At 53.1% G+C, this 25,037-nt stretch carries 25 protein-coding genes; 8 read left to right on the plus strand and 17 right to left on the minus strand.

Features of this window, described 5'->3' with window-relative positions:
* Positions 1 to 46: 46 nt before the first annotated feature.
* Positions 47 to 340: a hypothetical protein gene (locus tag HV127_RS19055; RefSeq protein ID WP_139537839.1), complete on the plus strand. Its 294-nt coding sequence runs from the start codon at positions 47 to 49 to the stop codon at positions 338 to 340.
* A 7-nt stretch (positions 341 to 347) separates the two neighbouring features.
* Here the strand turns inward: HV127_RS19055 and HV127_RS19060 are convergent, their stop codons facing one another.
* Entirely contained in the window at positions 348 to 2,024 is a 1,677-nt protein-coding gene (locus HV127_RS19060) for an SgrR family transcriptional regulator (protein WP_182237937.1), read from the minus strand.
* A 257-nt stretch (positions 2,025 to 2,281) separates the two neighbouring features.
* On the opposite strand from HV127_RS19060, the gene ptsG reads away from it, so the two are divergent.
* From ptsG to hxlA, 4 genes are read left to right on the plus strand one after another with little or no spacing between them, the layout of a single operon-like run.
* A complete protein-coding gene (gene ptsG, locus HV127_RS19065; RefSeq protein WP_182237939.1) occupies positions 2,282 to 3,832 on the plus strand; it encodes a glucose-specific PTS transporter subunit IIBC in 1,551 nt (516 codons plus the stop codon).
* A 10-nt stretch (positions 3,833 to 3,842) separates the two neighbouring features.
* Positions 3,843 to 4,682, plus strand: a complete 840-nt coding sequence (locus tag HV127_RS19070) for a glucose-6-phosphate isomerase family protein (RefSeq protein ID WP_182237941.1) — start codon at positions 3,843 to 3,845, stop codon at positions 4,680 to 4,682.
* The gene (gene hxlB / locus HV127_RS19075) at positions 4,682 to 5,245 is read left to right on the plus strand and encodes a 6-phospho-3-hexuloisomerase (protein WP_182237943.1); all 564 of its coding nucleotides are present in this window, start codon (positions 4,682 to 4,684) and stop codon (positions 5,243 to 5,245) included. The genes HV127_RS19070 and hxlB overlap by 1 nt, the downstream gene beginning before the upstream one ends.
* A gap of 16 nt (positions 5,246 to 5,261) precedes the next feature.
* A complete protein-coding gene (gene hxlA, locus HV127_RS19080; RefSeq protein WP_182237945.1) occupies positions 5,262 to 5,897 on the plus strand; it encodes a 3-hexulose-6-phosphate synthase in 636 nt (211 codons plus the stop codon).
* Between the two features lie 211 nt (positions 5,898 to 6,108).
* Here hxlA and HV127_RS19085 read toward each other — a convergent pair whose 3' ends face one another.
* The 6 genes from HV127_RS19085 to potA all read right to left on the minus strand — a co-directional run bounded on the left by HV127_RS19085 (position 6,109) and on the right by potA (position 11,324).
* A complete protein-coding gene (locus tag HV127_RS19085) occupies positions 6,109 to 6,882 on the minus strand; it encodes a TPM domain-containing protein (protein ID WP_182237946.1) in 774 nt (257 codons plus the stop codon).
* The gene (locus tag HV127_RS19090; protein WP_182237948.1) at positions 6,879 to 7,337 is read right to left on the minus strand and encodes a DUF3592 domain-containing protein; all 459 of its coding nucleotides are present in this window, start codon (positions 7,335 to 7,337) and stop codon (positions 6,879 to 6,881) included. The genes HV127_RS19085 and HV127_RS19090 overlap by 4 nt, the downstream gene beginning before the upstream one ends.
* 184 nt (positions 7,338 to 7,521) lie before the next feature.
* Complete coding sequence (gene potD, locus HV127_RS19095; RefSeq protein WP_182237951.1) at positions 7,522 to 8,568, minus strand: spermidine/putrescine ABC transporter substrate-binding protein PotD; 1,047 nt, start codon at positions 8,566 to 8,568, stop codon at positions 7,522 to 7,524.
* Complete coding sequence (gene potC / locus HV127_RS19100) at positions 8,565 to 9,350, minus strand: spermidine/putrescine ABC transporter permease PotC (RefSeq protein WP_181482658.1); 786 nt, start codon at positions 9,348 to 9,350, stop codon at positions 8,565 to 8,567. Before potC ends, potD begins: the two co-directional genes overlap by 4 nt.
* A complete protein-coding gene (gene potB, locus HV127_RS19105; protein ID WP_142514168.1) occupies positions 9,347 to 10,204 on the minus strand; it encodes a spermidine/putrescine ABC transporter permease PotB in 858 nt (285 codons plus the stop codon). Before potB ends, potC begins: the two co-directional genes overlap by 4 nt.
* Positions 10,188 to 11,324, minus strand: coding sequence for a spermidine/putrescine ABC transporter ATP-binding protein PotA (potA, locus tag HV127_RS19110; RefSeq protein WP_182237953.1), 1,137 nt, complete (start codon positions 11,322 to 11,324; stop codon positions 10,188 to 10,190). Before potA ends, potB begins: the two co-directional genes overlap by 17 nt.
* 257 nt (positions 11,325 to 11,581) lie before the next feature.
* Between potA and pepT the strand changes: the two genes are divergently transcribed.
* Entirely contained in the window at positions 11,582 to 12,805 is a 1,224-nt protein-coding gene (pepT, locus tag HV127_RS19115; protein WP_182237955.1) for a peptidase T, read from the plus strand.
* A gap of 131 nt (positions 12,806 to 12,936) precedes the next feature.
* On the opposite strand, the gene HV127_RS19120 is transcribed toward pepT, so the two are convergent.
* The 4 genes from HV127_RS19120 to HV127_RS19135 all read right to left on the minus strand — a co-directional run bounded on the left by HV127_RS19120 (position 12,937) and on the right by HV127_RS19135 (position 16,813).
* Positions 12,937 to 14,058: a cupin domain-containing protein gene (locus tag HV127_RS19120; RefSeq protein ID WP_182237958.1), complete on the minus strand. Its 1,122-nt coding sequence runs from the start codon at positions 14,056 to 14,058 to the stop codon at positions 12,937 to 12,939.
* An 86-nt stretch (positions 14,059 to 14,144) separates the two neighbouring features.
* Positions 14,145 to 15,611, minus strand: a complete 1,467-nt coding sequence (gene phoQ, locus HV127_RS19125; RefSeq protein WP_182237960.1) for a two-component system sensor histidine kinase PhoQ — start codon at positions 15,609 to 15,611, stop codon at positions 14,145 to 14,147.
* Positions 15,608 to 16,282: a two-component system response regulator PhoP gene (phoP, locus tag HV127_RS19130; RefSeq protein WP_112216649.1), complete on the minus strand. Its 675-nt coding sequence runs from the start codon at positions 16,280 to 16,282 to the stop codon at positions 15,608 to 15,610. Before phoP ends, phoQ begins: the two co-directional genes overlap by 4 nt.
* A gap of 84 nt (positions 16,283 to 16,366) precedes the next feature.
* Entirely contained in the window at positions 16,367 to 16,813 is a 447-nt protein-coding gene (locus HV127_RS19135; protein ID WP_182237961.1) for a helix-turn-helix domain-containing protein, read from the minus strand.
* 100 nt (positions 16,814 to 16,913) lie between these two features.
* Here HV127_RS19135 and HV127_RS19140 point away from each other — a divergent pair, with 100 nt between their 5' ends.
* Positions 16,914 to 18,128 (plus strand): MFS transporter, encoded by a 1,215-nt coding sequence (locus tag HV127_RS19140; protein ID WP_182237963.1) that lies wholly within the window; start codon positions 16,914 to 16,916, stop codon positions 18,126 to 18,128.
* Between the two features lie 48 nt (positions 18,129 to 18,176).
* Here the strand turns inward: HV127_RS19140 and purB are convergent, their stop codons facing one another.
* From purB to rluE, 6 genes are read right to left on the minus strand one after another with little or no spacing between them, the layout of a single operon-like run.
* Positions 18,177 to 19,547, minus strand: coding sequence for an adenylosuccinate lyase (purB, locus tag HV127_RS19145; RefSeq protein ID WP_182237965.1), 1,371 nt, complete (start codon positions 19,545 to 19,547; stop codon positions 18,177 to 18,179).
* Positions 19,548 to 19,550: 3 nt separating this feature from the next.
* Positions 19,551 to 20,192, minus strand: coding sequence for a high frequency lysogenization protein HflD (hflD, locus tag HV127_RS19150; protein ID WP_110273628.1), 642 nt, complete (start codon positions 20,190 to 20,192; stop codon positions 19,551 to 19,553).
* Positions 20,193 to 20,251: 59 nt separating this feature from the next.
* Positions 20,252 to 21,358, minus strand: coding sequence for a tRNA 2-thiouridine(34) synthase MnmA (gene mnmA, locus HV127_RS19155; RefSeq protein WP_142515103.1), 1,107 nt, complete (start codon positions 21,356 to 21,358; stop codon positions 20,252 to 20,254).
* 56 nt (positions 21,359 to 21,414) lie between these two features.
* Positions 21,415 to 21,873 (minus strand): NUDIX hydrolase, encoded by a 459-nt coding sequence (locus HV127_RS19160; RefSeq protein ID WP_110273626.1) that lies wholly within the window; start codon positions 21,871 to 21,873, stop codon positions 21,415 to 21,417.
* 12 nt (positions 21,874 to 21,885) lie between these two features.
* Positions 21,886 to 22,797, minus strand: a complete 912-nt coding sequence (locus HV127_RS19165; RefSeq protein WP_182237967.1) for a hypothetical protein — start codon at positions 22,795 to 22,797, stop codon at positions 21,886 to 21,888.
* Between the two features lie 43 nt (positions 22,798 to 22,840).
* Positions 22,841 to 23,491, minus strand: coding sequence for a 23S rRNA pseudouridine(2457) synthase RluE (gene rluE, locus HV127_RS19170; protein ID WP_182237969.1), 651 nt, complete (start codon positions 23,489 to 23,491; stop codon positions 22,841 to 22,843).
* Between the two features lie 236 nt (positions 23,492 to 23,727).
* Between rluE and icd the strand changes: the two genes are divergently transcribed.
* Entirely contained in the window at positions 23,728 to 24,978 is a 1,251-nt protein-coding gene (gene icd, locus HV127_RS19175) for an NADP-dependent isocitrate dehydrogenase (protein ID WP_110273623.1), read from the plus strand.
* Positions 24,979 to 25,037 lie beyond the last annotated feature (59 nt).

The raw sequence follows: 25,037 nt of genomic DNA on the forward strand, positions 1-25,037 counted from the left end.
TTTGTGGCATGTTCCTTAACTCAGGTAACAGAGAAGGAATATAACCATGGCCACTGAGTATGTTGACTACCTTATCCTCGGCGACGAACATCACGGCGAAACCTACCGCGATATCAAAACCCACTCTCTCCAGGTCCGTTCGAAATACTCAGCGCCGGTTCAGCGTTACGCCGCCAATACAGATTCCGCCTCCGCGCAGCCAAAAATGGTGAACTACAACGTACATGAATACCCGGCGCAAGATGGCCGATTTTATCTGGTGGCGACCAACTACCCGCTGGCGGATTTTGACGTTGAGGAAGCGCTGGTTAAATCAAGGATCCACCCGCTTAGAGCGTAACCCTTCACTATAGCCACAGCTGGCTGAAATCGGGCCAGCCCAGGGTGCTCAAATCGCGCCAGGTAAACGAATTTTCGTTAGCGAACTCCATCCAGTGGTGCAGCAGCGGAATAATCCACCGCTGGTGAGTGAGCTGATGAAAGTGTTCGTTGATACTCTGATGGGCAACATCGTCGGCCTCATTGAGAATGTGCTGAATAAGCGCCCGATGATCCTGCTGCGCTTTTTCCGGCAAATGGCGAAAGACGGGGGATGAGGCCAGCCAGTCCAGGAAAGCCGGGCTGGAAAGCGTATCCAGCATAAAATTAGTGAGCCAGACATCCGCGCTCTGCGTGTTCCCCATCGTAAATTCTTCAAAAGTGTAAACGTGCACGGTGCATTGAAAATGATGCCCGCGCAGGATATCGGCCATGGCCTGCGCAAGCTCGATAAGCTCCGGTTGACCGAAGGTGGCAATCGATACCTGACGGTGAGCGGTAAACGGTAGTGGAATATTGCCGAAATCGACTCGTCGGTGGTTCCATTCCGGTAGTAACCCTTGCGCAATCGACAGGATGCTGGCGTACTCTTGTGGAAGATTAGTGCGATCGAGCAGCGCCATGGGTTGCAGCACGTGATTGAGAAAACGCCTGCCGACATCGTCAGCGAAAAGCCCTTCGTTATCCACCAGCACAAAGCAACTCCCTTTTTCCAGCTGCCGCTCGCTAAGCGGGCGGGTATCCAGCGCCTGCTCTCCGTGTAACACCGGGATAAAACTCGTGCTGATGCTCTCCGGTGCCCAGGTAAAGATGTTGATTTCATTGAGCATTGGCCGGGCCTGATGATAATGCTCATTGCGATGGAGCGTCAGAAAGTTGCCCTGGTGCCGCTGAATGCGAAAGGGGCCGCTACAGCGCATTTCGCTGTCCCGCAGGTCGAAAATCAGAGCGGCCTGGGTCGCCAGCAGGCAGTCGAGCCGGTTCATTGAGACAGATGTTTCGACCACCAGCTGGTATTCATCGGCAGCGTAAATGGCGGATAAATCACTAAACAACGCAGCAAACCAGGGGCTCTGGCTGGCGGCGTTCAGACAGCGCGCCAACAGAGGCGCGCTTAGCCGTTCGCCGTCGGAAAAATGGGCCGTTGATTTTATATAGAACTCCCAGCGAGTAGCCTGCTCGTTGTGAGTCCAGTAATGCGCGATATCCGGGACAATTTTTCCCTGAACGCCGTCATAACGGGTCAGACCGCTTAAACACTGACGAACCAGATGTCGCTCCGTACGCCGCAGCGGGTGCAGGGGATTGAGCCGGTCAATATCGCGATAATAGGGAATACGAACGCGGGTTTCGCTATTATTTTCCTGGGCGCCGAAGCGATATTGAATAATTCGATTCAGGGCCTGTTTTTCATTGCCAATAAATTTCAGCACGTTGCCGTAGTCAAAATGGGCAATCATCTGCTCAATATTCTGGTTGATTAACGTATCCGGTGCGATCAGCAGACGCAATATCGATTGCTTACCCCGACCGCGCTGGGGCTGCCACTCTATCCAGTTTTCCTGCTGCATCCGCGTGAGGGTAATTCGCGCATTTCTTATTGAACAATCGAACAACTCGGCAATTTGCTGCACCTGGACCGGCATATCCTGGCCGACGCCGTAGCGTGCGTACAATTTGCGGAAGTGATCTTCGATATTCGCCATCAGTTTTCCGCTCTATAAAAGGAATTTTTTCCTATTTTATGCAGGAATAGCGGCTTTAAGTGTGATTGTGTTCAAAGTACTTCCTGTTTTTGGCTAAAACCGGAAGTAATAAGTGTGGCTTATTACAGTTTTTAAAAAGCATTCCACAGCAAATAATCAGTCTATTCGCAGCCTGGAGTAAACGTGTTAGTCAGAGTTGCGAAAGCAAAAAAATATTTCGGGCGAAATGACGTTCAACGATCATCAGGAGTTGCGGAATGGAAAAATTTAATTTGTTGCAAAAACTGCAAAGTATTGGTCGCTCGCTAATGATTCCTATTGCAATGTTACCGGCGGCAGGGATTTTATTGGCATTTGGTACCAGTTTACAGGATCCCAATATTGTGGCGCAGCTGCCTTTTCTGGGTGCAAATTGGTTAGTTCACACATTAAAACTTATGTCGGAGGCAGGCGGAATTATATTTGCCAATCTGCCGTTGTTATTTGCCGTCGGCGTAGCGGTGGGATTGTCAAACGATCAGGGTATTGCCGGGCTATCGGCGATAGTCGGATTTTTGATAATGAATGTCACCATCGGGCAGTTTTTAGGTATTACTGCCGAATCGGTATCTCAGGTGCGCGATTATACCTTTGTGCTGGGGATCCCATCGCTACAAACGGGGGTTTTTGGCGGGATTGTTATCGGTATTATCGCCGCATGGCTCTATAAGCGTTATTACCAGATAAGCTTGCCTTCCTGGCTGGAATTCTTTTCCGGCAAGCGCTTTGTGCCAATTATTACCTCCTTCGCAGCGCTGTTTGTTGGTTTGGTTATGGCAATCATCTGGCCTCCGGTGCAGCATGCGATTAATGGCCTGTCTAATACCATGATGAACTCCGGCCTTGGGTTCTCCGCTTTCCTGTTTGGTTTCGTAGAGCGCCTGCTGATTCCTTTTGGTTTAAACCACGTCTGGTGGCCTACCTTCTGGTTACAGTTTGGCGAATACGTTAATAAAGCCGGGCAGGTGGTTCACGGCGATCAGCTGATTTTCTTCGCGCAGTTAAAAGACCAGGTGCCGCTCACCGCCGGGACCTTTATGGCCGGCCTGACGCCAATCAAGATGTTCTGTATTCCGGCCATTGCCCTGGCGATTTATCGCTGCGCTGATGACGAAAATAAGGCGCGGGTAAAAGGCATTATGCTCTCCGGCGCGATTACTTCTATCGTCTGCGGCATTACTGAACCCGTGGAGTTCTCGTTCCTGTTCGTCGCACCGGTGCTCTACGGCATTCATGCGGTGCTTGCCGGGGTAGTATTCCTGCTGATGGAATTGTTCAGCGTTCACATTGGTCTGTCGTTCTCCGGCGGTTTAATTGACTACCTATTTTTTGGCGTACTGCCGCGCGGCGGCAACTGGTACATGGTGATTCCGGTCGGTCTGGTGATGGGCGCGGTTTATTACTTCCTGTTTAGCTGGGCAATTAAACGCTGGAATTTACTCACTCCGGGGCGTGAAAAAATATTAGCAGAAAACGGTAATAGCGCGGATGTGAAATCGGATGCGCTAATCACCAACATTATTGCCGCCTACGGTGGATTAGAGAATATGCGCAGCATTGAGGCTTGCATGTCGCGACTGCGTATTGATGTTGTCGATAAAGCTATTGTGGATAAGAACAGGCTTAAACAATTAGGCGCATCGGGAATTGTTGAGGTTGGACAGAATATTCAAAGCGTTTTTGGCATGAAATCCGACCGTTTAAAAGAAGAAATTCGCGCCGTTAAGGCGCAGCAGGAAAAGGCTGTACTTCACACTGTTCACTCTTAAAGGAGGTTCTATGAAATTACTCACGCATAGCGGTATTCCCCTGTGGCTGGATACCGATGAGGTTATGGCTCTTAAGGCACCGTTGAATTATTTAGGCTATGGACGAAAAAAAGCCGGGCAGATGGCGGGGCTACTCTGGGAATTTAGCGAAGAGAAAAAAGATACCTTGGTTTATGATGTTTATCGGGGGATTGCTTTCCCTGAAGATGAAAAAACGCTGGAAGCCGACAGGTATCGCTACGATATTACGATTGTGCTGTCCGGGCTGATTGGCAATGAGCGTAAGAAAACCAGCGGCCATTATCATGGCATTAATGAGAGCGGTAAGAATACGCACCCTGAGGTGTATGAAGTCATCAGCGGTACGGCGGCCTATGTTCTGCAAAAATCACCAGATTATTCCGTTGATCCACAAGATTTAGCGGTAGATGACATTATTATTGCCGTCGTTAAGGCCGGGCAAAGTATCATTGTTCCGCCAAATTATGGCCACTGCGCAATTAATATTGGTGACGGTCCGCTGGTATTCAGCAATCTGGCCTATGTCCCCTGTGCGATCCACTACGAACCCGTTCAGTATTATCACGGTATGAGCTGTTCGGTCTATGAAGAGAACGGTCAGTTGACGGTGGTGAAAAATAAACATTATCCACAATTGCCGAAAATACGCTTTGCCACGGTAAAAGAGAATCCACGGCTGGGGATCGTCTTTAATAAACCGGTTTATCAGAGCTATCAAGAAGACCCGCAGCGTTTTCATTTTTTGGGTAACGTTGACAGTTATGTCGATGAAATTATGTCCATGCTGGATATTCACGATGAGTTATTGCCCGTTCGGGAGGGAAGATAATGAACTCGGTAAATAACGTCATTCAGGCCAGCAACGATCTGCATCAGCTATTTAAAAAAGTGAATGCCGATGATGTACAGCATCTGGAACTGCTCATTAGCGAAGCCCCTGCGGTATTTGTTTATGGGGCCGGGCGTTCGCTGCTGATGCTTAAAGCGTTTGCGATGCGGCTGATGCATATCGGTATAAGCGTGCATATTGTTGGTGACGTCGTGACTCCGGCGTTGCGGGAAGGCGATTTGCTGCTGCTTGCCAGCGCGTCCGGTGAAACCGGTTCGCTGATTCAGGTCGCCAAAAAGGCCCGTAGTCTGGGCGGTAAAATTGTGTTGTTAAGCATCTTTCCAGAATCAACCTTAGGCCAACTGGCGGATGTCACGGTGAAGCTGCCGGCCTATACCGACAAGCTGCCGGACGGACCGGATAACGTTAAAGGCGTGCTGCCCGGCGGCAGTATGTTTGAAGAGAGCGTATTGCTGCTCGGCGATACCCTGACTTTACGTCTGGCAGAAATGAACGGCCATCTATTAACCAAAGGTTTTGCGCTGCACGCCAATCTTGAATAATCATAGGGGAATTAACATGAAATTACAGCTGGCTATTGATGAAATGACCTTAAGCGAAGCGCTGGTCTTTATTGATAAAGTTGAGAAGGATATTGATATTATTGAAGTAGGAACACCCTTTTTAATTCGTGAAGGATGCCATGCGATAAAAGCCATTAAAGAGAAATATCCGCATAAAGAAGTTTTGGCTGACGCCAAAATTATGGATGGCGGCTATTTTGAATCTGAAATGGCATTTAACGCTGGCGCTGAATATGTCACGGTATTGGGCGTGACGGATATTCTGACCATTCAGTCCTGCATTATGGCGGCGAAAGATTTCGGTAAGCAGGTGGTGGTCGATATGATTTGCGTTGATGACCTTCCGGCGCGCGTGCGCCAGCTTGAAGATGCCGGCGCCAATATGCTGGCGGTCCACACCGGTACCGACCAGCAGGCCGCGGGGCGTAAGCCGATTGACGACCTGGCGGTGATGATTGAGCACCGCCGCCATGCCAAAATCGCCGTCGCCGGGGGCATCAGCAGCAAAACGATTGCTTCCTACGCGGCGTTGAAGCCGGACGTGGTGATTGTGGGCTCTGCGATTACACACGCGGAAGACCCGGCGAAAGAAGCGCGCTTAATTGCCGACGCTCTGCGTCAGCAGGGTTAAGAAAAGAGCGGCGTTATTCAACGCCTGATACTGATGACAAACCAGATTTAAAAATTGTGCTCGCGTTTCTGCCGGGCGGCGGCTGACGCCTTGCCCGGCCTACAAAACCCACAATATCAATAAATTGTGCATTTTCGTAGGCCCGGTAAGGCGCTAGCCGCCACCGGGCAATTCCAGATGAGTGCACTTTGTCAGCAATCAGTGGCGTTATTCAACGCCTTCTTCTCGTCCATAGCCAGGTAGCCAGAAAGGTGCAGAAGCCGATAAGCACTGCCCATAGCGGAGCAATTTTGTGCAGTGAGAACCCGCCGTGACTTAAGAACAGGCACAGGGCCTGATAAAAGAGGTTGGCTATCGTCATGACCAGCGTGAACTTCAGCGCATAGCGCCAGCGGGTGGTGAAGCGGAAACACCATGTGAAGGCCATAAACGCCAGCACCCAGAAGAGAAAACCGAGCGGATGGCCGGGCAAATCGTTTTTGTAGGGCGCATCCGACGAAGCATACCAGGTGAGCGGCGGAGTGGGCTGCTGTAATAGCGCCGCCTGTAGTACGTCCTGCGCGGTATTGAGCCCCTGGAACCACAGACTATTCTGCCAGTAGGCGAGGGTGTGATTCTCAATGATTAAAGCCGCGTGACTGTCCCGTAGGCGTGACTGTGCTTTCGGGTCGCCAATCAGTTCAATCTGGCGGCTGTCGGTAGTGATAATCAGCAGCAGGAAGCCCTGATTTTCGTCAGCCAGTCGTTTTGCCGATTGCAGGAGTTGTGCTTTTTTCGCCTGCAAAAGGGTTTCTTGCGTGGTTAACAGAATAAACGGCGCGATCCCTGTTTGCTTTTTGAAACGCTCAGCGCGCTGGATAATGTCGCTCTTACTGGAGACCGTATTGGTAGTATCCGTAAAGTATCCTTCGATGTCAGGCGTTGACGCTGCGAAACCAGGATGAAATATCGAAAGACAGAACAATAGGGTAATTAACTTCTTCACTGGACTACCCTCCGTTTCTTTTTAGAGGAAGGGCGAATAAGCTGGCTCCCCGCAGTAAAAATGATGCCAATAAGACCTAAAAAACCCCATTTAAAAAAATTCATCCATGGGCTATGGATTCTGGCCTGATGCGGTTGTCCAGGAGGGTAAATAACGTCGACGGTTTCTCCTTCACTGTTTTCATAAAGGGAATTTCCGCTCTTTGATTTAAAAATGAGCGTGTAATCCGGCGTCGGGCGGAAGGCGACAACGGGACGCCAGGTGGCTTTGTTGCGTTTTGTCCCTTTGGCGTTGGGGTTGCTTCTGCGCAATTCGGTATCAACGATAATACCGGTAGTATGGATAACGTTGCTGGTAGAGCGATATTGATAATAAAAAATAGCGGCGGAGATGAGCATCATCACGATGCCAATGCTGAGGAATATATAATAAAGGACTTTACTGTCTTGTTTCATGTGTACTTATCCTTGTAACACATTAATACCCGTCATATTTCAAGCCGCATCTTTGTTGGCTGCCTGCACTTACCCCGGTCACGTACTGTTTGTACGCTCCCGGGGATGCGTTTAGTTGCCGCCGTGATGCAACTCGAACTATTTTGGGTATTAAACTTAACCGAAGCCCGGCAGGCTGGAGCGATTAACGACCCGCTTTAAGCTTTTGATAATACTCTTCATACAAGGTGCTGGCGCTGCCGACGTCGTTCTGCCACTCGCCTTTTTGAATCGTCTCGGCGTCCGGGTAGAGGGATTTATCGTTAGCGACTTCCGGGCTCAGCATCTTACGCGCGGCGAGATTTGGCGTCGGGTAGCCGATAGTTTCCGCCACCTGTTTCGCCACTTCCGGGCGCAGCAGGAAGTTGATCAGCTTCAGCGCGCCGTCGACGTTTTTGGCGTTTGCCGGGATCGACAGGCTATCCATCCAGAAGATGCCGCCTTCTTTCGGCCATACCACTTCCAGCGGCGTACCGGCCTGGCGCGCCACCCATGCAGAGCCGTTCCACACCATGCCGAGATTTACTTCGCCTTCCATATACGGGTTCGCCGGGTTATCGGAGTTGAACGCCGCCACGTTAGGCATCAGTTTTTTCAGCTCGTTATACGCCGCTTCAATCTCTTTCGGATCGGTGGTATTGCCGGAGTAGCCCAGTTTACGCAACGCGACCTGGAACACTTCGCGCGCGTCGTCGGTCAGCAGAAGGCTGCTCTTATACTCGGGCTTCCACAAATCAGCCCAACTGGTGACGCTCTTTGGATCGATTTCGTCGCTATTGACGCCAATCGCCGTCGCGCCCCAGATGTAGGGGATCGAGTAGTCGTTATTTGGATCGAACGGTTTGTTCAGCATTTCAGGATCGAGATTGCCGAAGTTGGTCAGCTTGCTTTTGTCGATCTTCTGCAGCATGCCCTCTTTACGCATTTTATCGACGAAATAGGTGGACGGCACCACCAGGTCATAAGCGCCGTCTTTGTAGGTTTTGAGCTTGGCGTACATGGTCTCGTTCGACTCGTAGGTCGAATAGATAACCTTGATGCCGGTCTCTTTGGTGAACTGCTCCAGCAGGCCCGGTGGAACATACTCGGTCCAGTTATAGAAGTAGAGCGTTTTGCTATCGTCCGCGTGCGCGGCGCTCATACCTACTGCCAGAGCCCCCGCAGCGAGCAGGTGGCGTGACCATTTTTTCATTTTAACGTCCCCTGAGTTTTATCACGTGCAATTAACTGGCTGGCAATCACCATCACCAGCGACAGAACCAACAAAATGGTCGCCAGCGCATTGACCTCTGGCGATACCCCAACTTTGACCATCGAATAAATTTTCAGCGGCAGGATTTCATAACCTGGGCCGGTCACGAACGAAGAGACCACCACGTCATCCATCGACAGAGTAAAGCTCAGCAGCCAGCCTGCTGCCACTGCGGGCAACGCCAGCGGCAGAATAATCTTGCGCAGAATGGTTATTTCACTGGCACCGAGATCTTTTGCCGCTTCCAGCATCCGCACGTCGAAGCCCTTCAGGCGCGAGAATACCGTGACGACCACAAAGGGCAGGCAGAAAGTGATATGCGAAAACAGCAGCGACCAGAAGCCGAGTTGGATGCCTATCAGCATAAACAGCACCAGCAGCGAAATCGCCATCACGATATCTGGCGACATCATCACCACAAACAGCATTCCGCTGACGAATGGCTTGCCGCGAAACCGATAGCGATACAGCGCGACGGCGGTCAGTGAACCGATAAGCGTAGCGAAAGTTGCCGACAGCACCGCCATGGTCAGCGAGTGCTGCGCTGCCTGCAGCAGGCTGTCGTTGTTCATCAACAGGCTATACCACTTGGTGGTGAAGCCTTGCCAGTTGATGCCGAAGCGTGAACTGTTAAACGAGTTGACGATCAGAATAATAATGGGGATATAGAGGTACGCGTAAATGGCGGTCATAAAGCCGCCGCGCAGCAGTCGACCGATCATTCCAGCTCCACCTTTTTATTCAGTAAACGTGCCGCGCGCCAGTAAATCAGCAGCATCAGGCCCATCACCAGGGTGAGCGTAATGCTCGTCGCCGCGCCGAAAGGCCAGTCGCGAATGTTGAGGAACTGGCTCTTAATCACGTTACCGATAAGCAGGTTTTTCGCGCCGCCCATCAGGTCAGAAACGTAGAACAGCCCCATCGCCGGGAGCATCACCAGCAGGCAGCCGGCGATAATGCCCGGCATGGTCAGCGGAATGATGATGCGGATAAAGGTTTGCAGCTTGTTGGCACCCAGATCTTTCGCCGCTTCCAGCAGCGGGCGGTCGAGCTTCTCGATGCTGGAGTAGAGTGGCATTACCATAAACGGTAGCAGAATATAGACCAGGCCGATAATCACCGCCGAGGGGGTGTACATGATGCGCAGCGGCGTATCGATAACGCCTGACCACAGCAGAAACTCGTTGAGATAACCTTTGGTGCTGAGAAAGATCTTCAGTCCGTAGATACGAATCAGTGAATTGGTCCAGAAAGGCACGATCAGCAAAAACAATAGCAGCGGACGCACTTTCTCGGGCAATCTCGCCAGAAACCAGGCAAAGGGATAGCCGAGCGCCAGGCAGGCCAGCGTCGCCAGCAGCGCCATATTCAGCGAGTGCAGAAGCACATCGTAGTAGAGCGGGTCGAGCAGGCGCGCGTAGTTATCCAGCGTAAAGACCAGCTTGACGAAATTGGTATCGTCGCGGGTCAGGAAGCTGGTGCCAATAATCATCAGGTTGGGCAGAAAGACAAACAGCACAAGCCAGCCCACGATGGTGGCAATCACCACATTTTGGAATCTACTTGTGTTCTTCATCGGCCAGCACAACCTCCCAGCTTTCTACCCAGTTAATGGCCATTTTCTGGTCGAGAGAGTGGTCAAAGTCAGGATCGTCTTCATTAAAGAATTCACTGACCATCACCATCTTGCCGTTTTCCAGCTCAACCACCGACTCCAGCGTCATGCCTTTATAGTTGCGTTCACGGATATAGCCTATCAGGCCGTCGGCCTCGTTACTGTGGTGAATCTCATCGACGCGTAGATCTTCCGGGCGCAGTAACACATTGAGCTTCTGGCCATTTTCGACGGCAAAGTTGACATAGATATTGCATTCACGGCCTTCAACGCTAGCACGTACTCGCTGTTCATCGATACGTTCGATGACCGTGGCATTGAAGAGGTTGATTTCGCCGATAAAGCTGGCGACAAACAGGTTTTTCGGCTCTTCGTAGATTTCACGTGGCGTGCCGTCCTGCTCGATTTTTCCGTCGCGCATCACCACGATGCGATCGGACATGGTTAGCGCTTCTTCCTGATCGTGAGTGACGAACACGAAAGTAATACCGAGCTTACGCTGGAGGGCTTTCAACTCGTTCTGCATCTGCTTGCGCAGTTTGTAGTCCAGCGCGGAGAGGGATTCATCAAGCAGCAGCAGACGCGGTTTATTAACCACTGCTCGGGCAATCGCTACGCGCTGCTGTTGCCCACCGGAAAGCTGATGCGGTTTACGCTGGGCAAACTCTTCAAGCTGGACCATGCGCAAAGCGTCATGGACGCGGGGGGTAATTTCCGCCGCCGGGGTTTTTTGCATGCGCAGGCCAAAGGCGACGTTCTCAAATACCGTCATGTGCGGAAAGAGCGCATAGCTTTGAAAAACGGTGTTAACGTGACGGTTTTCCGCCGGGATATGGGTGATGTCGTGATCTTCGAGATGGATATGGCCGCTATCGACGTTTTCCAGTCCGGCGATAAGACGAAGAACGGTTGTTTTACCGCAGCCAGAGGGGCCAAGCAGGGTGAGAAACTCACCGTTGTTGATGGTCAGATTGAGGTCGGATATTACCGTTTTACCATCAAAGCTTTTGCGAATTCCCGCCAGTTGAACCAGCGGCGAACGCGAACGCGGTTGTATATTCAATTTTTGACTCTGTCCCATGTAGACGCAGCGGAAAGCTTACCGATGCGGGGTTTGTGGTTAACCACCTTTGGGTTTGCACATGAAATAATAAGGGCAAGCATTCTACGGCAAACGATTGTAATCGCCAATGATTGATGCGCCACGATGAACTACCTTTACAACATTATCGTTCGAAATGGATTAAATTCTCATTTGCCGGGCTAAAAATGACCTGACGCAATATTTGTCTTTTCCGGCTTATCAATAATGTTGTCACAAAAGAAGAGGGTGGCTACATGGATAAATTGCTTGAGCGTTTTTTGCAGTACGTTTCTTTGGACACGCAATCGAAGCCTGGTGTGCGTCAGGTTCCGAGCACCGAAGGGCAGTGGAAGCTGTTACGCCTGCTCCAGGCGCAGCTGGAAGAAATGGGACTCGTCAATGTGACGCTAAGTGAGAAAGGGACAGTCATGGGCACCCTGCCGGCTAACGTCGCGGGCGATATTCCGGCCATTGGCTTTATTTCTCACGTTGATACGTCGCCAGACTTCAGCGGCAAGAACGTCAATCCGCAGATAGTTGAAAACTACCGCGGCGGTGATATTGCTCTTGGTATTGGTGACGAGGTGCTTTCTCCAGTGATGTTTCCGGTGCTGCACCAGCTGCTTGGACAGACGTTAATTACCACTGATGGTAAAACCCTGCTCGGCGCTGATGATAAAGCGGGTATTGCCGAGATTATGACCGCACTGGCAACGCTAAAGGCGAAGAACATTCCCCACGGCGATATTCGCGTGGCCTTTACCCCGGATGAAGAGGTGGGAAAAGGGGCGAAGCATTTTGACGTCGCCGCGTTTGACGCCCGCTGGGCCTATACCGTCGATGGCGGCGGCGTGGGTGAGCTGGAGTTTGAAAACTTTAACGCCGCGTCGGTGACGATTAAGATCGTCGGCAACAACGTGCATCCCGGCACCGCAAAGGGCGTGATGGTCAATGCGCTGTCGCTGGCGGCACGAATTCATGCCGAAGTGCCCGCCGATGAAGCACCGGAAACCACCGAAGGCTACGAGGGCTTCTACCATCTGGCCAGTATCAAAGGTACGGTCGATCGTGCGGATATGCACTATATCATCCGCGATTTTGACCGTAAGCAGTTTGAAGCCCGCAAACGCAAAATGATGGAGATCGCCAAGAAGGTTGGCAAAGGGCTGCACCCGGATTGCTATATTGAGCTGATTATTGAGGACAGCTATTACAATATGCATGAGAAGGTGATGGCGCACCCGCACGTGGTCGAGATTGCTCGTCAGGCGATGGTGGATTGCCATATTGAGCCGGAAATGAAGCCGATTCGTGGCGGCACCGACGGCGCGCAGCTCTCTTTTATGGGCTTACCGTGCCCGAACCTGTTTACCGGCGGCTATAACTACCACGGCAAGCATGAGTTCGTAACTCTCGAAGGCATGGAAAAAGCGGTGCAGGTGATTGTGCGTATCGCCGAGCTGACGGCAAAGCGGTAAACCGGAGCCCGGTACTGTAGGCCCGGTAAGGCGCTAGCCGCCACCGGGCAAAACAAACGGTTCGGTACGCAAACCCGGAGCTCGGCCGTAGGCCCGGTAAGGCGTTAGCCGCCACCGGGCAAACTGAGGGCTCAGTCCTCGAAGAACCAGTAACCGCTGTTGACCAGCGCCGCCAGCAGGGCGAGGAATGATGGGTCTTCCAGCGCATCGCCGAAATGGTCTGCCTTGAGCGAAAGGTGCGTTGCCATGGCATCCAGCGCCGGGCGGTGCGGGGAGTTAATTTGCTCGCCGTTGACGAACACCTCGCCATCGATACGCAGCACGCGCAGGCCACCGAGGCGCGCCAGCTTATCCCCCTGCTGCAGGGCATCGTAAATCTCATCGGGCTGATACGGCGGCTCCGGCGGCGCGACGTCCAGCTCGTGACGGGACTGAGTAATAAATTCGCCAAACCACTGCTTAAAATGCTCCGGCTGGTTAATCAGCCCGAGCATCATTTCGCGCAGGCGATCCAGCTCGGCAGGCAAAATATCCGCCGGATGCTCCCGTGACGGCACGTCCGGATCGGCGTAACGCTGGCTACCTAACTCGCGCTGTAAAACATAATCAGCAAAGCCGCTAAACAGTTCGCGGGCGTTAGGGGCGCGATAGCCAACGGAATAGTTCAGCGAGTTTTCCAGCGAATAGCCCTCATGCGGGAATCCCGGTGGAATATAGAGAATATCGCCTGGCTCCATCTCTTCATCAATAATCGCGTCAAACGGGTCAACCTGCAGCAGATCTGGGTGCGGGCAGTGCTGCTTCATCGGCACCTTTTCGCCCACGCGCCAGCGGCGGCGACCGGTGCCCTGAATGATAAATACGTCGTATTGATCGAGATGGGGACCGACGCCGCCGCCAGGGACGGAAAATGAGATCATGAGATCGTCGATGCGCCAGTCGGGCAGGGCGCGGAACGGAGCCATCAGCGCCGCTGATGGCTCGTGCCAGTTGTTTACCGCCTGTACCAACAGCGACCAGTTATTCTCGCTCAGGTGATCGTAGCTTTCAAACGGACCGTGGCTGACCTGCCATTTGCCGTCCTGGTGGCTAACCAGGCGGCTGTCGACTTCGCTCTCCATGGCCAGTCCAGCCAGCTCATCCGGGCTTAAAGGATCGACGAAATTAGCAAAGCCACGTTTCAGTACTACCGGGCGTTTTTGCCAGTAGCGCTCGATAAAGTCGGGCCAGTTCAGCGTTAATTGATAATCCATAATTATATTCCACAGCAGGTGTTTGTTAGGGATTATAACGGATGCGGCACCTGCATGATGCAGGCGCCGTTAAAAAACTGATTGTTTTAGCTTTCTTTATCGTCAGGGAGCTGGTGACCAAAAATGACTTCCATGCAGGCTCCGCCGAGTAAGCTGTCCTCGGTCAGGATGCGTCCATCATACTGTTCAACGATATCGCGGGCGACGGCGAGGCCTACGCCTTGTCCGGGGCGCAGGGTATCGGCGCGCTGACCGCGATCGAACACCGCGTTACGCAGACTCTGGGGGATCCCTGGACCGTCATCTTCAACCAGAATATGCAGGTGGTTGTCGTTGGACTGACGCACGGAGACTTCCACAAACTCCAGGCAATACTTGCAGGCGTTGTCGAGCACGTTGCCCATGACTTCCATAAAATCATTCTGTTCGCCGACGAAGCTGATTTCCGGTGAAATATCGAGGGTGATATTCACGCCTTTACGCTGATAGACCTTGTTTAGCGCCGAGGTCAGGCTATCAAGCAGTGGGGCGATTGGGTGAAGTTCGCGACTGAGGAGAGAGCCGCCGCTGCGCATGCTGGCACGATGGAGATAGTAACCAATCTGCTGCGAGATACGACTAATCTGTTCCAGCATCACCGGTTCGGCTTCATTGACGTTGAGCTTCCCGCCGCGCATCGAGCGCAGGGTGCTTTGCATCACCGCCAGCGGCGTTTTCAGGCTATGGGTCAGGTCGGTCAGGGTGGTGCGGTATTTGTCGTAGCGCTCGCGTTCACTTTTCAGCAGGCGGTTAAGGTTGCTGACCAGCCGGGTGAGCTCGCGGGTGGTGTTCGGGTTGAGCATCTCACGGTGATGCTCTTCCAGTTCACGCACCTCTTTTGCCAGCGACTCGATAGGTCGCAGGCTCCACCATGCTGCTACCCATAGTAACGGGATCACCAGCAGCAGGTTGGCCGCCAGCACGTAGATAAACCAGCTCCACACCATATAGGAACGCTTAAGTTCCACCGGAATGGTATCGACGACCACGATACTCAACTGCGGCATCGTGCTGGTGGCGGGGTAAAGATTGATCGCCACCGAGTGGGTCATCTCGGAGTCGTCATCCTCTTCACGGATAGCGTCCAGCTGTTGCTGCACTTCCAGGTTATTGTGTTGCAGCATGCTACTGCTGTCGACATCGGCCTCAATCTCATGAAAACCGTTGTTTTTCAGCCACTCCGGCTGAATGCGTTTAGTGAGCCACGGCACGTCGTGCTGTGCCCATAAGAGTTTGCCGTTGGCGTCGTAAATCAGCGTCACTGTGGGGCTTTGCATATTGAGGTTTTCGGGAATATCGACCTCAATTGTGTTGTTTTCCCACTTTGCCAGCATATAGAACAGGTTGCTCTCGCCACGTAGCAGGCGAAAAGTGGTTTTATCGAAGCTTACGCTATAGCCGACCAGCGCCACCATTCCGTAAGACAGCGACAGCACCAGCACCACAGCGGCTGTCGCCAGCAGAAAGCGGACGCGAAGCGACAGCGGCAGAATATGCCGTAGCACGCTTTTCATCCGCGAAGTTCGAACAGATAGCCCTGGCCGCGGACCGTCGTAATCACATCCTGCGGATGCTCGGCCTGGATTTTCTTGCGCAGTCTTCCCATAAGTACATCAATGGTGTGGCTTTCGCGCAGTTCGGCGTCGGGATAGAGTTGCAGCATCAGCGAGTCTTTACTGACCACTTTGCCCCGGTTACGGATCAGCGTTTCCATAATGGTGTATTCGAAAGCGGTAAGTTTGATCGGCTGGTCGTTGACCGACAGTTCACGGCGCGACAAATCAACCTGGAAAGGCGGGATGGAGATAACCTGTGAGGCCAGGCCGCTGTTACGCCGCAGCAGAGCCTGCATGCGGGCGGCGACCTCTTCGATATGAAACGGTTTGGTGACGTAGTCATCGGCCCCGGCGCTGAGAACTTCGACCTTGTCCTGCCACCCTTCACGCGCGGTGAGCACCAGAATCGGCACCGAGACGTCGTGACCGCGCCAGCGGCGAATGAGCGACAGACCGTCTTCATCCGGCAGGCCAAGATCAACAATAGCGATGTCCGGAACGTGTTCACCCAGATAGTAATCTGCTTCCTTCGCATCTTCTGCCGCATCTACCTGATGGCCCAATTCCTGCAACTGAACTTTCAGGTGATGGCGCAGCAGAGCGTTGTCCTCAACCACGAGTACGCGCATGCCAGTTCTCCATTTTATTTATGATTTGAATAGTTTAGCTCTAATTATACACTTTTAATATAAACAGCTGTTAAATAACGAGTTTTATTTAATTTTTTGCACCTCTGTTTCATGAGGCGTTAGCGGCATTCCATCCTGGGCGACCGGCATCATCAGAGGGAGCGTGTGCTGCGTCCGTTTATCGATCAGTACTGAATGACGCTCGCTGTCGGCGAAGAGATATTGTTCTCCCCACTGGCGTAACGCGACGACGATGGGGAACAGGCGCTCTCCTTTTTCCGTCAGTACGTATTCTTGATAGGCCGTACCATCTGAAGCAGCCTGAGTGGTCAGAATACCGGCATCCATCAGCTTGTGCAGACGATCGGAGAGAATATTACGGGCCATTCCGAGGCTGCGCTGGAAATCGCTGAAGCGGCGCATGCCATCAAAGGCGTCGCGAACAATCATCAACGACCAGCGGTCACCGATAATATCCACACTGCGCGCCACGGGGCAGGTCTCATTTCTCAACTTTTCACGCGACGACATTCGCTCTCCTGATATTTGGTTAATTTGGTTGCATTTTAAAACTACATCATCTAGCCTTCAACTGGTTTTGTTTTGAAACCAGAATGGTAAGGTTGGAATCATGAAAGCGTCATTGGTCTCGCCATCATTAATGGACCCGGTTGCAGTGATGCCACGCAGTCTGGTCTGGTTATTTGCCATCGCCAGCGGCTTGAGTGTGGCAAATGTGTATTACGCGCAACCGTTGCTCGACGCGTTAGCACGGAATTTTGCTATTAGCCATGCTGCCGTCGGGGGCGTGATTACGGCGACCCAGATTGGCTGCGCGCTGGCGTTGTTATTGCTGGTGCCGCTTGGTGACCGGGTGGATCGCCGCCGCCTGATGGCGATACAATTGATACTACTGATTGCCGCGCTCGCTGTGGTAAGCATGGCATCTTCTGCCCTGATGTTGTTGGTCAGCATGTTTGCCGTTGGCCTTTTGGGGACCGCGATGACTCAGGGATTAATTGCCTACGCAGCCAGCGCCGCTTTGCCCCATGAGCAGGGGCGCGTTGTCGGTGCCGCGCAAAGCGGAGTGTTTATCGGACTGCTGCTGGCGCGGGTATTTTCCGGAGGCATCAGCGATCTGCTCGGCTGGCGCGGAGTTTACATCTTTGCCGCTTTGCTGATGCTGAGCATCGCGCTGCCGTTATGGCGTCGGCTGCCAGTATTAACGGCGGTGCCAAATACCCTGAGCTACCCGCAACTGCTGACATCAATGTTGACGCTGCTGCGCGAGGAAAGAGTGCTTCAGATTCGCGGTGTGCTGGCGTTGCTGATGTTCGCTGCGTTTAATATTTTTTGGTGTGCGTTGGTGCTACCACTAAGCGCACCGCCTTTTAGCTTTTCCCACACCGAGATTGGCGCGTTAGGCCTGGTGGGGGTTATTGGGGCGCTGGCGGCGGGCCGTGCCGGGAAATGGGCCGACAGGGGATATGGCCAGCGTACCAGCGCCGCGGCTTTGGTGATTCTGCTCCTCGCCTGGTGGCCGTTATCGCTGATGGTGTGGTCACCAGCGGCGTTGCTAATGGGCATTGTGCTGTTGGATCTCGGGGGCCAGGCGCTGCATGTCACTAACCAGAGTATGATTTTCCGCACTCGTCCCGAGGCGCACAGCAGGCTGGTCGGGCTCTATATGCTGTTTTATGCCGTTGGCAGCGGTCTGGGGGCTATAAGTACAACAGCGGTGTATGCAAACGGAGGATGGCAGGGCGTTTGCCTGCTGGGGGCGTTGGTCAGCCTGTTGGCGCTGGTATTCTGGTTTGCAACCCGGGGCCAGATGGCAGGCAAATGACGGGGCGAAAATCCCCCTCTTTCCTGTGCGGAAAGAGGGGCGGAGGGCTTATTTCAGCTCGTCAACCATGGTGGTCGCGCGGCCAATATAGTTGGCTGGAGTCATCGCCTTCAGGCGAACTTTCTCATCTTCCGGCAGCGCCAGGCTGTCGATGAACTGCTGCATGCCTTCAGCGTCAACGCGCTTGCCGCGGGTCAGTTCTTTCAGCTTCTCGTACGGCTTCTCGATGCCGTAGCGACGCATCACGGTCTGAATCGGTTCGGCCAGAACTTCCCAGTTGTGGTCCAGCTCGTCCAGAAGGCGGTCCTGATTCAGCTCCAGCTTGCTCACGCCTTTTAGGGTGGACTGATAGGCGATCAGCGCGTAGCCGATACCCACGCCGAGGTTACGCAACACGGTGGAGTCGGTCAGGTCGCGCTGCCAGCGGGAAACCGGTAGCTTGCTCGCCAGGTGCTGCATCATCGCATTAGCCAGACCGAGGTTGCCTTCGGAGTTCTCGAAGTCAATCGGGTTCACTTTATGCGGCATGGTTGAAGAGCCGATTTCGCCAGCAATGGTTTTCTGCTTGAAATGGTTGAGTGCGATATAGCCCCACACGTCGCGATCGAAATCGATCAGGATGGTGTTGAAGCGTGCCATGCAGTCGAACAGCTCGGCGATGTAGTCATGTGGCTCAATCTGGGTGGTATACGGGTTCCACTGGATGCCCAACGAGGTCACAAACTCTTCGCTGAACTGGTGCCAGTCCACTTCGGGGTAGGCGACAATGTGGGCGTTGTAGTTACCGACCGCGCCGTTGATTTTACCTAGGATTTCAACCTGGTTTAGCTGACGATACTGGCGTTCCATACGGTAAGCGACGTTCGCCATCTCTTTACCCATGGTGGACGGCGTGGCCGGCTGACCGTGGGTACGGGAGAGCAGCGGGATATCGCGATACTGTACCGCGAGGTCTTTAACCGCGTCGATAAGCTTACGCCAGTAGGGCAGGATCACTTCGTCGCGCGCGGTTTTCAGCATCAGCGCGTGGGACAGATTGTTGATGTCCTCAGAGGTGCAGGCGAAGTGGATAAACTCGGAGACTGCGTGCAGCTCGGCCACATCAGCAACCTTTTCCTTGAGGAAATACTCAACCGCTTTAACGTCGTGGTTGGTGGTGCGCTCGATAGTTTTGATGCGCTCTGCATCTTCTACGCTGAAATCGGCGACAATTTTATCAAGGTAACCGATTGCGTCGGCAGCAAAAGCAGGAACTTCCTTGATCGCTGCGTGCGTGGCCAGTTTTTGCAGCCAACGAACTTCTACCTGAACACGGAATTTCAGCAAACCGAATTCGCTGAAGATGCCGCGCAGCGCGCTGACTTTATCGCCGTAGCGTCCGTCGACTGGGGAAACGGCGGTCAGTGAGGATAATTCCATAGATCATAACTCCGGGGTTAAATGAGCAAGAATTTGTTTTGCCTGGTTAACCAGACGATTACGAGAAAACATTAGCTGCAGCCGTCCGCCGCCTACCTGGTGCCAGAGCACGGCGGCGCGAATGCCCGCCAGCAGGGTGGAGCGAACTTTGGCCTGTACCTGTGGGCTTTGTAGCACGGCAGGGGAGCCGGTTACCTGAATCCGCGGGCCCAGCGGGCTAATCACATCAACGTAGATGCCCGCCATCGCGCTGAGCAGGGTTTCAGATTGCAGATCGAAATGTTCCAGCTGACGGCGCAGGCCGCCAATGCGGTCACCGAGGGTATTCATCGCCCCTTTGCTGGCAGCAAGCTTACGCTCCAGCACCATCAGGCTTAAAGTATAGCGGGTGAGTTCGGCATTCAGTCCCTGACGGCTGCTGGTGTTCAGCACGCCGATGAGGGTTTCCAGCCCGAGGCGAAGATTGGCTTCACTGCCACCGAACACCGCCAGAGTCGAATCCGGGTCGAGGTCGATGATGCTGTTCAGCGACACATGCAGGGCATCGCCATCGCAATGCCCCTGGTGCGCCAGTTCCTGAACCAGACGCGCGGCCTGGCAAACTCCGGCCAGCGCCAGCGTAATGTCATAATAATTCTTCGCCACACATTCTCCTTGTAAACCGCCGGATGCCCGATTGGTACATTCAGCGGCAAAAACGTCTGTCAGGCCTGCAGCGGCAAGCGCTGTTCAATAATACCGCCGCCGAGGCAGATTTCGCCGCTGTAGAAGACCGCTGACTGGCCAGGCGTAACGGCCGCGACCGGTTCGTCAAAGATAACTTCGATACGTTCGTCATCCAGCGCCTTCACGGTGCAGGGGATATCGGTCTGGCGATAGCGGGTTTTTACCGTGCAGCGCAGGGTGCCCGTTACCGGCTCGCGGTCGACCCAGTGCAGCTGTTGGGCAATCAGGCCAACTGACATCAGACGCGGATGCTCGTGGCCCTGGGCCACGATAAGAATATTATTCTCAACATCTTTATCGACCACGTACCACGGGTCTTCGCCACCGTCTTTGATGCCGCCAATACCCAGGCCTTTACGTTGCCCAAGCGTGTGGTACATCAAACCCTGATGCTCGCCGACTTCATCACCGTCAACGGTGATGATTTTGCCCGGCTGAGCAGGCAGGTAGCGGCCAAGGAACTCGCGGAATTTACGTTCGCCGATAAAGCAGATGCCGGTGGAGTCTTTTTTCTTCGCGGTGATTAAATCCAGCTCTTCAGCGATTTTGCGCACCTGCGGTTTTTCCAGCTCACCCACCGGGAACAGGCTTTGCGCGATCTGCTCGTGACCCAGAGTATAAAGGAAGTAGCTCTGGTCTTTATTGCCGTCGAGGCCGCGCAGCAGCTGACTCTTACCGTTGACATCGGCGCGGCGCACGTAGTGACCGGTGGCGATGTAGTCAGCACCGAGGTCTTCAGCGGCAAATTCGAGGAAGGCTTTAAATTTAATTTCTTTGTTACACAGAATATCCGGGTTCGGCGTGCGTCCGGCCTTATATTCTTCAAGGAACAGTTCGAACACGTTGTCCCAATATTCTGCGGCAAAGTTAACGGTGTGAAGCTCAATGCCGAGCTTATCGCAGACGGCTTGCGCGTCCGCCAGATCTGCTGCTGCGGTGCAATATTCCTCGCCGTCGTCTTCTTCCCAATTCTTCATGAACAGGCCTTCCACCTTATAACCTTGCTGGAGAAGCAGGTAAGCGGAAACTGAGGAATCAACCCCGCCGGACATGCCGACGATCACTTTTTTCTGGCTTTCTGACATTGGAATACTCACTACATTGAACTTCGAGGCGGCGTATTCTAGCACGCGTCTCCCGTTCAGGCACCCCCTGTGAACGGCCAGTTAAATTCGCCAATTAACGACAGAGGGTAACGTGGATCTTGCTGATAGCTGCGGATGCTCTCGGCAACTAATTGAGAACGCAGGTTTGCCGCGTTAAGGATTTCCTCAGCACTAAGCCACAGGCAGCGGTCAATATCGCTGTCATGAGGTTCAGTGGCGCACGTATCGTTAAGCTCAATGGCGAACAAAAAACGCAAAAACGGCGTGCGATCCGGGGCTATCCACTGATGCATGCGGATAAAATGCTGTGGTGTCGCGCGGATGCCGGTCTCTTCCCACAGTTCGCGTTCTGCGGCCTGCACCAGCGTTTCATCGGCCTCCAGATGCCCCGCAGGCTGGTTCCATAACGCTTTGCCATTGATCGTTTCTTCAACAACCAAAAATTTGCCTTTCGCGTGAACTACGCAGGCGACGGTGACGTGCGGTTTAAACATATTGCGTCCTTATTATGGTTCGAACCCTTCTGCGACATCCGGCCAGCGAATTTCGCCGCTGAGTTTATTAAGGCTAATGTAAGCGATAACAGGCGATGTTTCCGGGTCGCCTGCGCCGCGACACTGCGGGGACTGGTGATCTTCACGCACCATCATTTGAATCTCTTTTTCCGCATTCCAGCTTTCATAAAATATACAGCTATAGTCGTGACGTAAATTAAGCGTTACCAGGCGCGATGCTTTGTCCGTTGATAAGGGATTGATATCCTCACGGTAGCTATCGCCACGGTTTAGGGGCGTGAGCCGGGATTTTTTCAACCAGCCGCGCACGATATGGTGATCGGCGGTGTAATAAACGGCCTCGATAAAATCATCGTTGGATTGTTCCTGGACGGAAACAGTATCCCCGGGCAGGAGGAAAACGCTGCTGCTGCGACACTGTTCGTTCGGCTCGGAGTAGAACCACGCCCGGCCGGAGCCTTGTATTTGATAGTGGTTATCCTGAGCCGGAGCGAGACTTTCGCGCTGTCGCATCGCTTTATTTGCCCATATCTGACACTGGCTGCTGACGGGTAGGGGATTATTCTCCGGTGCCAATCCGGCAGCATTTACCCAGCCGGTGGCGAATTGTCCTTTGGCATCGCGAAAACGTACGTATCGATACTGCTGATCTGCAGAGTCACCCAGCGCAATACTGCGGAGTATCTCGACGTTGTCGCCAGCAATCAGAAACGCCGGGAGCGAACATTTGGCTGCGGGAGCTGAGTAGAAATGCAGTCGCCCCCCGGTTTTTACTTGGGCTGAATCATAGAGGTAATTGGCCTCTCCGGCGGCGAGACCGGCAAGGGCGTCGCAATTATCCTCTGCAAAACAAAGTGGTGAGATGCAGCAGAGACTCAATGTACCAAGAAGGGCTAAACGCATATTTTTTCTTCCCTGAAATGATCTTATGCTGCTTTGGATTGAATTATTCGACCTTTCGCCATTCGCCGTTGGTCAGCCCATCCAGCGTATAACCGCCCATCGCGTAACGAATCAAGCGCAGCGTGGGATAGCCGACGTGTGCGGTCATTCTGCGAACCTGACGGTTGCGCCCCTCATAAAGCGTGATTTTTAGCCAGCTGGTGGGGATCGACTTGCGCTCGCGGATTGGCGGATTTCGCGGCCATAGCCACGCGGGTTCCGCAACCAGCTCAACGCCGGCGGGCAGGGTCGGGCCATCATTTAATGTGACTCCGTCTCGCAGGGCGACCAGTGCCTCCTGCGTCGGCTCACCTTCAATCTGAACATAATATATCTTGCCGGTGCGTTTGCCTGGCTGAGTCAGCGCCGCCTGTAGCGCGCCGTCGTTGGTCAGTACCAGCAGGCCTTCGCTATCCCGGTCCAGCCGACCAGCAGCATAGACTCCAGCAACCGGAATAAAATCTTTTAGCGTGCTGCGCCCGGATTCATCAGTAAATTGTGGCAACACATCATATGGTTTATTGAACAAGATCACAGTTTTTGGTTGGTGTTCTTTACGTTGTCTGGTGACTTGTTGCTTGCTGAATCGCTCAACGCGATGTTTTCTAAATGAAGTTTTTTGCATGGTATTTTCAGACTCTATCAATTGCCGCATTATAGCCTAATTACGAATGCCTTTCATGGACGCAAACATTCAGGTAGTATTGACATGCTCATTACAACTTATTAACAAAAAGGTTGCTCAAACCGATTCGCATTACAGGAAGGCGACACGGACGCGAAATCTCCGGTTAGCGGGATATTCCGATGACGGGAGTGGGCGATTAAAGCCAACGCCCGGCTAGCGTGAAGAGGGAAGAGCAGAACCAGAAGCGCTCGAAGGAGAGGTTAATGGAAAGCAAAGTAGTAGTTCCGGCGGAAGGTCAAAAAATCACCCTGCAAAACGGCAAACTGAACGTCCCTCATAACCCGATAATCCCGTTCATCGAAGGCGATGGTATCGGTGTTGACGTAACCCCAGCAATGCTGAAAGTGGTTGATGCTGCCGTTGAGAAAGCCTATAAGGGCGAGCGTAAAATTTCCTGGATGGAAGTTTACACCGGCGAAAAATCGACCCAGGTTTATGGCCAGGATGTCTGGCTGCCTGCCGAAACTCTTGATCTGATTCGTGATTATCGTGTTGCTATCAAAGGCCCTCTGACCACGCCAGTTGGCGGCGGTATTCGTTCTCTGAACGTTGCTTTGCGTCAGGAACTGGACCTCTACGTTTGCCTGCGCCCGGTACGTTACTACCAGGGTACGCCGAGCCCGGTTAAACATCCTGAACTGACCGACATGGTTATCTTCCGCGAAAACTCAGAAGACATCTATGCAGGTATCGAGTGGAAAGCTGACTCAGCAGAAGCCGATAAAGTGATCAAATTCCTGCGTGATGAAATGGGCGTGAAGAAAATTCGCTTCCCGGAACATTGCGGTATTGGTATCAAGCCATGCTCTGAAGAAGGCACCAAACGCCTGGTTCGCGCTGCTCTCGAATACGCTATCACTAACGATCGCGACTCGCTGACCCTGGTGCACAAGGGCAACATCATGAAATTCACCGAAGGCGCGTTTAAAGACTGGGGCTACCAGCTGGCACGCGAAGAGTTCGGCGGTGAACTGATTGACGGCGGCCCGTGGCTGAAGATCAAAAACCCGAACACCGGGAAAGAGATCGTAGTTAAAGACGTGATCGCCGACGCCTTCCTGCAGCAGATCCTGCTGCGTCCGGCGGAATACGACGTTATCGCGTGTATGAACCTGAACGGTGACTACATCTCTGACGCCCTGGCGGCGCAGGTTGGCGGTATCGGTATCGCTCCGGGCGCGAACATCGGCGACGAGTGTGCACTGTTCGAAGCGACCCACGGTACTGCACCGAAATATGCAGGCCAGGATAAAGTGAACCCAGGTTCAATTATTCTGTCCGCTGAGATGATGCTGCGCCACATGCAGTGGTTCGAAGCCGCAGACTTAATCGTTAAGGGTACTGAAGGCGCAATCGCTGCCAAGACTGTGACCTATGACTTTGAACGTCTGATGGAAGGCGCTAAGCTGCTGAAATGTTCAGAGTTTGGCGACGCAATTATCGCGAATATGTAATCCAGAATTTGGGTTAAATAAGAACGGGAGCCGATGGGCTCCCGTTTTGTATCAGTAAT

This window comes from Klebsiella sp. RHBSTW-00215, from assembly GCF_014103785.1.
In the GTDB taxonomy this organism is placed as follows: domain Bacteria; phylum Pseudomonadota; class Gammaproteobacteria; order Enterobacterales; family Enterobacteriaceae; genus Klebsiella.

Bases quoted from the DNA above. Each gene is read 5' to 3' on its own strand.
- HV127_RS19055 (WP_139537839.1), top strand. From the start codon at position 47: ATGGCCACTGAGTATGTTGACTACCTTATCCTCGGCGACGAACATCAC.
- HV127_RS19060 (WP_182237937.1), bottom strand. From the start codon at position 2,024: ATGGCGAATATCGAAGATCACTTCCGCAAATTGTACGCACGCTACGGC.
- ptsG (WP_182237939.1), top strand. From the start codon at position 2,282: ATGGAAAAATTTAATTTGTTGCAAAAACTGCAAAGTATTGGTCGCTCG.
- HV127_RS19070 (WP_182237941.1), top strand. From the start codon at position 3,843: ATGAAATTACTCACGCATAGCGGTATTCCCCTGTGGCTGGATACCGAT.
- hxlB (WP_182237943.1), top strand. From the start codon at position 4,682: ATGAACTCGGTAAATAACGTCATTCAGGCCAGCAACGATCTGCATCAG.
- hxlA (WP_182237945.1), top strand. From the start codon at position 5,262: ATGAAATTACAGCTGGCTATTGATGAAATGACCTTAAGCGAAGCGCTG.
- HV127_RS19090 (WP_182237948.1), bottom strand. From the start codon at position 7,337: ATGAAACAAGACAGTAAAGTCCTTTATTATATATTCCTCAGCATTGGC.
- potD (WP_182237951.1), bottom strand. From the start codon at position 8,568: ATGAAAAAATGGTCACGCCACCTGCTCGCTGCGGGGGCTCTGGCAGTA.
- potC (WP_181482658.1), bottom strand. From the start codon at position 9,350: ATGATCGGTCGACTGCTGCGCGGCGGCTTTATGACCGCCATTTACGCG.
- potB (WP_142514168.1), bottom strand. From the start codon at position 10,204: ATGAAGAACACAAGTAGATTCCAAAATGTGGTGATTGCCACCATCGTG.
- potA (WP_182237953.1), bottom strand. From the start codon at position 11,324: ATGGGACAGAGTCAAAAATTGAATATACAACCGCGTTCGCGTTCGCCG.
- pepT (WP_182237955.1), top strand. From the start codon at position 11,582: ATGGATAAATTGCTTGAGCGTTTTTTGCAGTACGTTTCTTTGGACACG.
- HV127_RS19120 (WP_182237958.1), bottom strand. From the start codon at position 14,058: ATGGATTATCAATTAACGCTGAACTGGCCCGACTTTATCGAGCGCTAC.
- phoQ (WP_182237960.1), bottom strand. From the start codon at position 15,611: ATGAAAAGCGTGCTACGGCATATTCTGCCGCTGTCGCTTCGCGTCCGC.
- phoP (WP_112216649.1), bottom strand. From the start codon at position 16,282: ATGCGCGTACTCGTGGTTGAGGACAACGCTCTGCTGCGCCATCACCTG.
- HV127_RS19135 (WP_182237961.1), bottom strand. From the start codon at position 16,813: ATGTCGTCGCGTGAAAAGTTGAGAAATGAGACCTGCCCCGTGGCGCGC.
- HV127_RS19140 (WP_182237963.1), top strand. From the start codon at position 16,914: ATGAAAGCGTCATTGGTCTCGCCATCATTAATGGACCCGGTTGCAGTG.
- purB (WP_182237965.1), bottom strand. From the start codon at position 19,547: ATGGAATTATCCTCACTGACCGCCGTTTCCCCAGTCGACGGACGCTAC.
- mnmA (WP_142515103.1), bottom strand. From the start codon at position 21,358: ATGTCAGAAAGCCAGAAAAAAGTGATCGTCGGCATGTCCGGCGGGGTT.
- HV127_RS19160 (WP_110273626.1), bottom strand. From the start codon at position 21,873: ATGTTTAAACCGCACGTCACCGTCGCCTGCGTAGTTCACGCGAAAGGC.
- HV127_RS19165 (WP_182237967.1), bottom strand. From the start codon at position 22,797: ATGCGTTTAGCCCTTCTTGGTACATTGAGTCTCTGCTGCATCTCACCA.
- rluE (WP_182237969.1), bottom strand. From the start codon at position 23,491: ATGCGGCAATTGATAGAGTCTGAAAATACCATGCAAAAAACTTCATTT.
- icd (WP_110273623.1), top strand. From the start codon at position 23,728: ATGGAAAGCAAAGTAGTAGTTCCGGCGGAAGGTCAAAAAATCACCCTG.